Source organism: Croceitalea marina (assembly GCF_042684265.1).
GTDB classification, from domain to species: domain Bacteria; phylum Bacteroidota; class Bacteroidia; order Flavobacteriales; family Flavobacteriaceae; genus Croceitalea; species Croceitalea marina.
Window position 1 is genome coordinate 261,636 of sequence record NZ_JBHULB010000006.1, and the last position, 11,381, is coordinate 273,016.

An 11,381-nucleotide genomic window follows, 5' to 3' on the forward strand; every position below is an offset into this window, starting at 1 on the left:
TTTACTTCTTAATCTCGACGAGAATTTGCTTGACCTCACCAGTTCTTCCGAAAATTTTCTTGCTCGTTGGCACATCTAATGACAAATTAGTAAACTCAGCTCTTGAGTTGTCATTAAAAAAGACAATCAAACTATCTTTACCGGCAGTTTTATATACTACTGGCACTTGACAATACGTAAATGCAAGCTCATTTCTTTCTAATTCAATCTTATCTTCTTTGCCATTTATGGTGAGATATTCAAAAGTTGACGGATTTTTCAAAAACTCCTCTTTTCGTAACAAATTTGGTTTAAAAACTACCCTCCCCTGTCTAACAAAAACACCAAGCTCACCAAACCTGCTCAAGATATCTTCTTTTACTTGACCTGTCATTCCTGGCTGTTGTGCTCCCTTACCTGCAGGAGTATGTGAATAAGGGTCGGTAGGGAAAGCACCATATAATTCTGGGGATTTGTGTACACCAATACCTTCATTAATTTCGTAGTAATGTTCTAATAATCTACCTATGGTCTCTTCATCTTCTTTTTCTTCGATAGCCCTTAGGCAAGTTTCTTGAACAGCCAAAAGCAATTTAGAGACCATATGCCAATAAATGGACCCTAAACCTTCATAACCAAAGAAAGTTCCTGATCGACCTGTAAAAGATTTATGATCAAATATTTCTTCAAAGACTGACAACAATAATTCTCTGTCTTTTTGAATCAGTTCTCCATAAAGTTCTTTGGGCAAGGCTGCTAAAGCTTCTTTCAAGCTGTCGGCATTATTGAACGAACCATTAAAATGGTAATTTCCATCATTATCTTTTTCGACAATTTTTGAATTTCCATCTTTTAAAAGTCGCTGTACTAAAGCTGAATTTTCAATACTATATGAGGGAATATTGTTCTTATTGACAAACTTGGCCAGCTCCTTATTAGGATAAAGTAGATAACTATATTGATCCTCTCTGAATAAAGCACTACGCTTTAAGCCATCTAATAACGCTAACGAATCTTTCGCCGAAATATAACCTGAACTCAATACAGCTACTTGACCTTCTAACATTTCGGATAAGTACGAAATGGAAACATCAGTTTCATTTTCAACGGTCATTAAGTTATAGGCATGATAGAGATTGTCATCCCTTCTATTGGCTCGTATACCATGTTCTAAATGTATTGACGTTATTTGAATGAACTGTAAAACATCTTCTTTGGTAAGTTTTCCTGTTTTGGAAGTAAAACTCTTTTTGTAAATAAGATTCCGAAAATCACTTCCTGCATTGCCTAAACCATCCATCACTTTCTTTCTATCGGCATTGGATATTTTTCCAGAAAGCTTGGAGATATTTGCACTCAGGGTCGACCTGACTTCATTGAAAAAAGTTATTACTTCTTTTGAAACCTCATAGTGCTCCGAAGGAGCTTCTTCCATTAACTTTTCAAAGAAACTCAAAAACCTTCTTAGGTAATTCAAAGTCACCATAGACACTCCATTGCCCACTAAGGCGTTGTTTGCATCGTTCCACTCCGGTCTCTGGGTATTCATCCAGATACCCCCCTCAGGAATAAAGTTGGATACCTTTGACAACACTGTCGCCAGGAGTTTTTCTAGGAGGTTTACGTTATAGATTTCTGAATTTTGATTCTTCAAAAGTGCAGCATCGGCACCTACTTTAATTCTCTCTTTATTAATTTGAGCATCTAATTCTTCATCAAAAACAATAGTGTCCTTGGAATTTTTTAAAATATCGGTGTAGCTCTTAATCTTGTAAGGTACATTGGCATATACAAATATTTTTTGGCCAAAGTATTTAGCCAATTCACCAGGATAGTGATTTTCGCTAAACTCCAAGAATTTTAATAGGTATATAATTTGGTGATCGCCCCAATAACCAATGTAAGACCATGGATCATCTGGTTCAATAATTTCCCAATCAAAACCATCTTTGGTCACTCGATAGGGATTGTAACCATCAAAAGTGGAAGCATTCAAAAACTTATGTATCATACCCTCTATAAACTCGGGGTAAGAATGTGCCAAAGCCTCCCAATTCTGAAATATATCGCGCCAATTACCCTCATAGTCTAAGACTTTATCGCCTTCTTCCGTAGTGGTATTGATTGAAAATCTATTCCATGGTCTACTTGGGTCGCCATGTCTTCGACTAAATTTTAAGGGCAAGTACTCAAGACATAGCCTCTTAAAATTGCTGTCATTATTTTTTTCGGCAAGTTCTTTTAATTCTTTATATAAAAAATGAGTTGGCAGCTCATCTAGAACTTCTTTTTTGCTCGAAAAAACATGTTTATTTGCTTTTTCCAGATAATGCTTAAAGTCGTCTTTTTCAATCGTATAGTTATTATCAAAAATTCCGCCACGCATTATGTTGAACATCACATTGGAATGATGTCTCGTATTACTTCTTTTATCGGCAGTAAGCTGCTTTCCATCAGAAGCATTGGTAAGCTTTATCAAATTTCTAGTACCAAGAGCTATGTCTTCAAAAACCTCTTTATTTAGGTTTTTATTTGTTACCAGTTCTTTAGATAAATCAAGAACCTTTGCTGAACTCTTATTCACATCGGCAACTAGTGCCCATTTTTTTTCTTCGTCGGCTTGAAGTTTAAAGTCGGTAACAATAAAATAAGCTCCTTTCTCGGCTTTTACATCAATCTCTTCATGAACGATGTTTCCGCTTCTAAAGGCATTGAGTTGTAATGAGGACAAAAGGATTTTGGGATTATCTAGACCTAAATTCCAAACTACATTTGCTTTTAAGGCTTCACTTGGTTCAGCTTTGTCTACTATTATAGCACTAAGCGCAAAAATTCCGAGTTGGGAATCTTGTATCAGCTCACTTCGCTTATATGCATCGACCAAATTACTACTGGCCTGTTGGGTGCTGGCCCCAACACCATAAGGCATAATATTTTGAATTCCGTCTAAAACCTTAATCTGGATAGCCTTACCAGAATGGTTAACTACTTTACTTTTTCTAACGAAGCCAAAGCGGTTGCTTGAATTCCATTGGTATTGAAAAGTTAGTCCTAAATCATGATTTACTTCTTCAAAAACTACTTTGTTTCCAAACTCGTTTTTATATAAGTTTCGCGTTATTGCGAACACCCCTGTATATCGCTCAGAAAATGGCTCCCATATTCTAATGGTATCAGATACCGTTACTTGAAAAATTGTTTTGCTTCCTGTGTTATCATAAGACTCGGTAATCTTATCCTCTGTAAAGTAAGGAAAAAGCGCGTTATCACTATCCTTTCGCCCGGCACTTAACCCCCCGTTACTCGAGATAAACATCCAGTGATTGGAATCACTTACAATGCTCATAAAAAATGGTCGCATTTTATCACTGTTCGAAATTTTATAAAAATTTTCATTTTCGAACTTGACTTGCTTGCCTGTAATTTCTTTGGAACTCATTGATTGGTTCAACTTTTTAAAGTACCACAAGGTGACACCCCTTTTTTGATTGATTTTGGTTGAAAAAGGCTAGTTGAACACATTTCTAACTAGCCTTTTATTTTACATCTATTCTATATCCGTCGCATCAACGATAGGATACTCTTCTATTCTATTGAGCCGTAATAGAAACATTATCGATATTAATTGTTCCTGTGCATGTTCCTGCACCGCCGCAAACTAGTTCTAGTAGTAAGGACACACCGCCATCTACGCTAGCAGCCGTGGTAAATGTGTATGTTCTGGTTTCCCATGTCGTCGGAAAACTAGCGTCACCTGTCACTAGAACATGCTGTACCGCCGGATCAGTTGAACCTTCGGCTGGCTCAGAAAAAGTGAATGCTTGAAAAACAGCACCATCTGCAGGTACATCGGTTGTACTTGCCTGAATGTCGAACTGCACGACGTAAGTTGTATTAGGAGTTATGGTTCCTGCTCCAACACGTTCTTGTTTAAGGGCCGGATTACTACCTGGTGTTGTTTTGATTTGACCAGAATTACTACCTCCATTATTAACCGTTGTAGAAATTGTAACGGTTCCACCGTTGTTGATCAACTGCCAACATCCTGCATTCTGCTCAAAACCTCCATCAGTAATAAACTCACCTGCAGCGGGAGGTGTACAAGTACCGCCGCCCCCGGAACTTTCGTTTCCGCACAATCTGATGTTATCGAACTGAATGGTCCAATCTGCGGTACCATCACCTTGGGTACCATTGTCCATAATCAAAGTGATGCCCGTCACTTCACCTGATTGACCGGTAAAATCATATGATATGGTCTCCCATCCAGCACCCGATGTCGGTAAAATCAGCTCTTGGTTCAATCCTTCCAACTTGAACAACAACTGTCTCACGGATGTTGAGTTTACGTCTATCGTAAACGTTCCGTTGTTCAAAGCAATGTTGTTCTCCAAAGCGATTGTAATTCCACCGAATACCTCGCCTGCATTCTTTACATACTGACCTAACTTGGCACTGCTGTTCACCGAAGTATCGGCATTATCGATAATGCTTCCTACGCCACCACCAAAATTGTTGAATATAGAATCATCGGCAGTCTCGAAGTCGTTTACCAGTTCTCCACCGTCACATGCCTCTAGAGCATTACCACCTCCGGAACTTTCGTTTCCGCACAATCTGATGTTATCGAACTGAATGGTCCAATCTGCGGTACCATCACCTTGGGTACCATTGTCCATAATCAAAGTGATGCCCGTCACTTCACCTGATTGACCGGTAAAATCATATGATATGGTCTCCCATCCAGCACCCGATGTCGGTAAAATCAGCTCTTGGTTCAATCCTTCCAACTTGAACAACAACTGTCTCACGGATGTTGAGTTTACGTCTATCGTAAACGTTCCGTTGTTCAAAGCAATGTTGTTCTCCAAAGCGATTGTAATTCCACCGAATACCTCGCCTGCATTCTTTACATACTGACCTAACTTGGCACTGCTGTTCACCGAAGTATCGGCATTATCGATAATGCTTCCTACGCCACCACCAAAATTGTTGAATATAGAATCATCGGCAGTCTCAAAATCATTTACCAATTCTCCACCGTCACAGGCCTCTAGAGAACCACTATCTCCTCCAGTATTAGAATCACTTCCATCTCCACCTTCAACTAATGATACATTATCAATTACCACGGTACCTACGGCTGCCCCCATATCAAATAATACACGACTATTGGCTCCACCGAAATCCGCTGCACTTAATTGTAATGTAAATGTTTGCATATCAGTTGTTAAGTCTACCTCTACAGTCGTATTGGTAAATGGTGCCTCGTTCAATCCTATACCGGCCAGCATTGTTCTTGCTTGGTCGGAACTTGCATCAAAAGATAAAATGTAGTTCGTGCCTTGAGTAATCGCAACGACCTGGCTTAAATTAACGTCAAAGGGATTTCCTGCCGTTTCAACATTGGCCAAATTAAAACTATTACCACCCTCTGTTTGCACGTTCAATGCATTACCAGTCCAGGAGTCACCACCTGCTTCAAAGCCTCCGTTGGTCAACAAGCCGGAGTCAAAATCGGGCATAGTATCCGGAATATCAATAGTAATCTGGTCTTCAAATGTATTAGATGCACCAGCAATATTTGAAGCTTTTAAAGAAACCGTAAAAGTACCTTCAGCGAAAGTTCTAATCGGATTAATTTCCGTTGAAGTAGTACCGTTCCCAAAATCCCACTCATAAAGCTGAGCTTCTTCCGAGATATTTGTAAATGTAACGGTCCCCGTGGTTTCACTTTGTATAAAAGTAAAACCCGCAACTACTTCCGGTAGATTAGCCTCATCTTCTTCTTCACACCCCAAAAAGGAAATGCTTAAAATAAATAAGAAGATATATTTGGTCTTATTCATTAAATATTTCATAATAGTTATAGTTTAGTATTAGTTTGTTTTTTAGTTCTCGTTTGTATTTTCATAGACTCTAACATAATCTACCAACATGGATTGCGGAAAAATGGTCTCTTCGTTTGGTGAGCCTACAAAAGAGCCTCCTACGGCAAGATTCATTAACATAAAGAAGGGCTTATCAAAAACCCATTCTCCGGTAACATCCTCTCGTGTAATTTGATTATATAAGACATCATCCACATAAAAATTAACAGCTTCTGGACCCCATTCTACACCAAATACATGAAAACCAGTATCAAATCTGTCATTCTCTAAAATATATTCCTTTGAAATTGCATTACCTCCAGAGTATCCAGGTCCGTGCACGCTACCAATAAGAACAGTAGGGTTTTGCCCTCTGTATTCCATAATATCTATTTCACCTGCAGCCGGCCATGGATTTTCATCGATATCTGCGCCGAGCATCCAAAATGCCGGCCACATTCCTTGCCCGAACGGAAGTCGAATTCTAGCTTCAAAACGACCATATCGCTGTTCAAATTTATCTTTAGTGAGCAATCTAGCAGAAGTAAAAGCAGAACCTTCAAAATTTTCTCTTTGCGCAGTAATAACCAACACGCCGTTTTCTACCTTAACATTGCTTGTTCTATCCGTATAATATTGAAGTTCATTATTACCCCAACCATTTTCTCCGGTACCAATATCAAAACCCCAGATATTGCTGTTGGGCGCGCCATCTGTATTAAACTCATCCGCAACCACGAGTTGTGTAAAGTTTACGACCCTTTGTGTGTCTTCAGTTTCGCAAGCAACCATGAAAACTACAAGAATAATGGTTGCTACTACTTTATGTAATCTATTTTCTAATTTCATTTTCTCTTTTTTAAATTTCTTTTACTCGTTAAAAAAATAGATGTTATCCAATAAGAAATTTGGTCCACCCACAAGAATGATTGCCCCCAAATTATTTTTCTGATTTGCTATATCTCCTGAAAGTGGAATGTCAAAAGAAGTCCATTCACCAACTGTTAAGTTGTTCAGCGTAAACCTAAAATCGACATCATCTGCTATTGGAAAACCATTGTTATCAGATTCTATGGTTTGATTGGCCCCAACGTCTCTAATTTGTAGCCCTACTTCGATGTTTGCTTCTTGAGCAAATACATCAACGTGTAAAAAAGTTCTTGCGGAGCCATCGACAGTATTATCGAAAATGATTCCGGTAAAGTTGTTGTTGACATATGATAGTACTGCGTCGCCATTGGCGGAGGTTGTTGTAGTCTCTGTAGTGGAGCCACCAAAACCAGGAGTAAAATTGCTTTCAGTCGCATTTACATAGGCATCACTAAAAATAGAACTTACATTTGCTTGCGGTAACGTTGGTGTCGGGGCTGCTTGCAATCCACCACCTGATATAACCTCTAAACTACCACTTGCGGCAACGTTTGCAAGAATTGCGGATATTTCAGCCGTTCCTTCACCTACAACAGAAATCTCGCCTCTTTCATTAACTATAGCCACATCGGTATTAGAAGATGTAAAATCAAAATACGATGGGGCCACGGTTACAGTTTGATTGACTCCGCTTTCTAAATTGAATGTCTGGGTAAGTCCACTAACAGCAAGGCTAGAACCAGTAAAGGTGTTTTCTACAGCGTTTTGACCATCAAAAATAGCAGGACTAGGCTGGGCAATAGTACCTAGGTTTTCAAATTGAATTTCATCAAAAAACAAGGAATAACCGCCTTCATCTCCTTCAAAAGAAGCACCCTCCGCCAACCAGAACAAACCTGTTTCTGCGATTAGTTTTGATGCGTCTGGTATCGGTATTACATACTTTTGCCATCTTGTACTGACTTGCAAACCGTTAAGTGTTACTTGAAATTGATTACCTGTTTCTCCGGAAATTCCAAAACCTATAGCATCAATTGATGCAGCTTTTGAAGCTTTTGCATAAAAGGTTAGGGCATCAAATTCCGAAAGATTTCTCTTGGCCGTTGTATTAAAGGTAGCCCCTACAAAACCATTACCAAAGGAAGGTACATCAAATCGCATGGCGGCATCTCCCTCAAAAACCTCCTCAGTTTCAACACTAAATGCTTCAGGATCAGCCCCTGCATCAACAAAAGGGAAGTAATCCAATCCCGATGAAAAAGCATCTAAAAAAACATCACCATTAGACGGAAATTCTGCAAATTCTACATCATCTGAGAGTCCTCTTTCACAGCCGGAAAAAATACTAATCCCTAAACTTAAAAGAATTATAAAACGTAAATTGATATATTTTTTATTCTCCATTTTTTTCTCTTTTATTTCCCGATATTGATGTGTACGTAAGTCATTATTTCCCATTCGCTACCATTTCCAAATCCGACCGGACTTATAATTGGCTCCGTAGCAAATTCTAGAGCATTGTTAGGAAGGTACCTTGGTGAAAACTCGTTCAAGGAACGCCATGTACCTCTAATACCGACTTGCGTGCTTGGTAGAATAAACCAATCTGGTTTACCAAGAGTCGTAGATATATCCAACATCAATTGTACAGGATAGGTTAGGTTGAAATCGCGGTGATAATCAAATGGTCCCCAATCATTAATTTTCTGGGTATACTGTACTTTCCATTTTTTATAAAGCATTCTAATGTCTCCACCAAAACGTCTTATCAATCGATCACTGTCTCCATTTGCTTGACCATTACCGTAATAGAAGTTTCCGATTATTCCGAAATCGGACCCTAGCTTAGATACCATTCTTGAATGCACTTCCCATAAGTCTTCGGCCGGAGCTGAGTTTGGAAAAGCGAAAAAAGTACGATTCGCCAAAAATCCAATAGCCGCATCTTGCGTTGTAGGAAGGTGACGATACACAAAACCTAAATTCGCTGCGAACTTGGCGTCTTCTGATCTATCATTATCCCACTCATACATCCATGTTCCTGGTGTTGGATCAAAGGTCAACAATATCTCCCCACCTACAGTCTCACGGTTTGCTCGTACCGAAAATGGGTCATCAATTATATTTCTTAAACGACCGGGGCCCTGAACATCATTTGGCATTGCATTTACCAGAGGCTTTTGCCACAAGAAATTTGGTGCAATTTGAAAATTACCGGTAGCGAATGTAAAGCCCGATAAAACGTTCGTTTGATTGCCGCTACCTGAATCTCTTAATTTCCAACCTGTAAAGGTCAATGTTTGGTCTGCACCCCCGTTCGCGATGAGCCCCATGGCAGCCGCTTGGCCGTACCAGTTGAACTTTCCGCCTTCATAGGTTATTTTAACCTTACCGCCCCAGTTGTCCGTTGATTGAATTCTATCTTCAAACACCACATAATTGCCGGATTCACCTCTAACATCTTGAAAGGCAATATCGTTAAGTGGACTACCACTCCAGATTCCTCCAAGAGCAATCCCAAATTTGCCAAATTCCCTTTCGATAGCGATAGAAGCTCTTTCTGTAGGCCATGCGGGGATAACCCCACTACGCGTTTGGTTTACATCTAGTAAACGTCTTCCGTTATCATCAAGAACGACGTCTTTTTCGAAATCTCTATGGTAAATACCGGTAACTCCGAACTTACCTAGGTGGGTGCTGTACTTAAAAAGCATTGTAGGGTTAGCACCCCACCATAGTTGAGGTCCAATTGCGGCTTTTAGACCTTTTAAAGCGCCCTTACCATCAACTTCCATACCTAAGATCTCACCATTATAAATGTCAAGATTAGGTCCATAATTAGCTTCAGGATAAAAACCGAAAAAGTCACCTTCGTAACCCCAATGGTAATGACCTGTTCTGTAAAAACCTCTTAAATCAAACTCTTTCGCATTCCATTCAAATTCTGCTTGATATACTCTTATTCTATTTACATCTTGAACAAGAACATTACCTTGATCTGTATTGACTTCTATAGGTCTAGAATTATTTTCATAAAAAATTTCATTTATAGGATTTTGTGCCACATTACCCACAACATTAACATTGACCTCAGCTCTCATATTCGGTGCCGGTTTTCCTTCAACACCAATAAAGTAAGATTGCATATGGTCAAAACCTAGTTGATTAGGAAAGGTGTTCGGGTCATCAGGATCTGCATTATTAGGTGTAGTTAGTAAATTACCACCAGTGCTAAAGGTTGAGAACTTCGCTTGAAGGTTACTTAGCCGAAGTAAATCACTTTGCTCTGATGTTAAGGCAGCTTTATCACCACGTGCTTTGAGCACGGCATCCATCAATTGAATATTTTTAAAATGATTGTTTACAAAATCAAGATTAACTCCTTCATCATACGGATTTAATTGATGCGCATCCTGTAAAGCATAATAGGCCGCCCGAGGGTAAAGTTCATACAGACCTCTGGGGTTTGTAGCGCCTTTTGCACAAATTCCAAACCATTCTTCATTCATGTTATTCGCCCCTTCCGATGCTAAATCCCTTGCATAACCACCATTGGACCAGGATGCATTATTATCGTGAACATCGGCATTCTTTCTATCGTCAAAACCAAATTTCCACCATCCATCACTAAATTGAAATGTAAAGCCACCAATAGAATTGTTGGCTTTACCCAAACCAGCGGCATTCTGATAAATCTCTTTCCAGTTCTCTACCATGTAATAGGCCTGAGAATATTGATCTTCCTTATTCTCAACCGCGTTAAACGCATCGGCACCGAACTCGGTAAACATTATTGGTTTATTAAGCTTTTCTTTAACAACTTGAAACATGTCACCAAAAGAAGCCCCGCGATACGTATTTGTTCCATAGATATCGACGTCTTTACATTCTTCGGCAACTATATCAATAAAGAGTACATCTCCGTTACAAATAGCTACGGGGTGAGATGGGTCAGCAGCTTTCATAAGCTTTGCGGCTTCATTCATTAGTCGATACATAGGTCGACCCCGTTTTTCACCAATAAATTGCTTTTCTCCTTCATCATCGGGAAAATCTTCTGTTTCCGCCCCAGCCCAAAACAAACCGTAGTTGTTTTCATTTCCTAAAAGATAAATTAGAAGTCCAGGGGTATCTTTATAGCCCTTAACCAGCTCTTCCATTTCTGCCATCAGAAAAGCAGCTGTCTTCTCATCATCATAAATGGTTACCGGAGTCCAAACACCATCCAACGTTAAGCCGTAGCGCCCAAAAGAATGATTCAACATGGTATAGATACCATAGTTTTCATAGATATACCGAATCCATTTTGCAGGGACACCGGTATACTGCCTTATCACATTAACACCCATATTCTTTAAAAGTGACATCTCCGTATCAAGACCTGCCTTGATTACGTCATCAGACTTTTTCCAAAAATTAGCATTAACGGTGTTGGTTCCAATTGGAATGTAATCCCAATTCATACCATTAATCATAAAGTCCTCCCCATTGACTACTAGCCTCGCCCCATTATCATCATTAACAACAGAAACATTCGCTGCTTGACTAAATGCAAATGATGTACATAATAAAAACGTTAGTTGGAGTAATTTTTTCTGAAGTGTATCCATTTAGTTTTTTTTGGTTAGTCCAATATATATGGAAAGAATGCGAATTCCATAA

General features: G+C 39.2%; 5 protein-coding genes. All 5 read right to left on the bottom strand.

What is annotated here, in order from left to right; all coding sequences use genetic code 11:
• Position 1: 1 nt before the first annotated feature.
• Positions 2–3,418, bottom strand: coding sequence for a hypothetical protein (locus ACFSQJ_RS03270; RefSeq protein WP_377765505.1), 3,417 nt, complete (start codon positions 3,416–3,418; stop codon positions 2–4).
• Between the two features lie 151 nt (positions 3,419–3,569).
• On the bottom strand, positions 3,570–5,840 hold the full coding sequence (locus ACFSQJ_RS03275) for a carbohydrate binding domain-containing protein (RefSeq protein WP_377765507.1): 2,271 nt from the start codon (positions 5,838–5,840) through the stop codon (positions 3,570–3,572).
• Between the two features lie 30 nt (positions 5,841–5,870).
• Positions 5,871–6,698 (bottom strand): glycoside hydrolase family 16 protein, encoded by an 828-nt coding sequence (locus tag ACFSQJ_RS03280; RefSeq protein ID WP_377765508.1) that lies wholly within the window; start codon positions 6,696–6,698, stop codon positions 5,871–5,873.
• Positions 6,699–6,719: 21 nt separating this feature from the next.
• Complete coding sequence (locus ACFSQJ_RS03285) at positions 6,720–8,123, bottom strand: glycosyl hydrolase family 16 (RefSeq protein WP_377765510.1); 1,404 nt, start codon at positions 8,121–8,123, stop codon at positions 6,720–6,722.
• Positions 8,124–8,134: 11 nt separating this feature from the next.
• Positions 8,135–11,329, bottom strand: a complete 3,195-nt coding sequence (locus ACFSQJ_RS03290) for a glycoside hydrolase family 2 TIM barrel-domain containing protein (RefSeq protein ID WP_377765512.1) — start codon at positions 11,327–11,329, stop codon at positions 8,135–8,137.
• Positions 11,330–11,381 lie beyond the last annotated feature (52 nt).